The following is a 714-nucleotide window of genomic DNA, read 5'->3' as shown; positions in this document are numbered from 1 at the left end:
ACCAATAATAGACCCGGTTCCGAATCTTAACGTGCCCGCCAACGACGATGCAGTCCCCGCCATATTTGGATAACCACTGAGCAGTAAGCCCATCGTATTGCTGCCTATGGTTGAAATAGTGCCGATAAATAAGACCACAAAAGGAACCGTTCCCCATAATCCTAAATCTAGCAACCAACTGCCCAATAAACCGATGCCAGCGATAAGCTGAATAACCAATCCAAAGCGCAGCATAGCGTGCGACCCTACCCGCTTAACAAGCCGACCATTAATACTCGTCATAATAATCATAGCGACAATATTAAGGCCAAAAAGGTACCCGAACTGATCGGGACGAACACCATAAATATCAATATAAACGAATGAGCCACCTGTTAAGAAGGCAAACATCCCAGCAAAAGAAAATGCACCTGAAAATATTAGCCCCATCGCGGTCGGGTTACGAAATAGACCCAAGTAGTTACGAATTGTCGTACCTAAGCGCAACGGGTGCCGTTTTTCTACTGGCAAGGTTTCTGGAATTTTCCAAACCACAAGCAAAATCACCACAACAGCAAAAACAGCCAACACCCAAAAAATGGAGCGCCAACCAAACCAGATAGCGAGGTGCCCGCCAATCATAGGCGCAAGAAGAGGAGCAATGGTCATGACGAGCGTGACAAAAGACATCGCTCGAGCGAAGTCATCCCTGTCGAAAGATCGGAAGAGCGGCTC

1 protein-coding gene is annotated in these 714 nt (G+C 47.1%); it reads right to left on the bottom strand.

The window, feature by feature from the left end; genetic code table 11:
• Positions 1-714: Bcr/CflA family multidrug efflux MFS transporter (locus ACP45E_RS09150; RefSeq protein WP_083251591.1), on the bottom strand; the 714-nt coding region annotated here is incomplete at both ends.

Origin of the sequence: Vibrio genomosp. F10 str. 9ZD137, from assembly GCF_049974785.1 — a bacterium.
Taxonomy (GTDB): Bacteria; Pseudomonadota; Gammaproteobacteria; order Enterobacterales; family Vibrionaceae; genus Vibrio.
The sequence above is the reverse complement of the archived record's forward strand: the minus strand, read 5'-3'. Positions and strand labels throughout refer to the sequence as shown.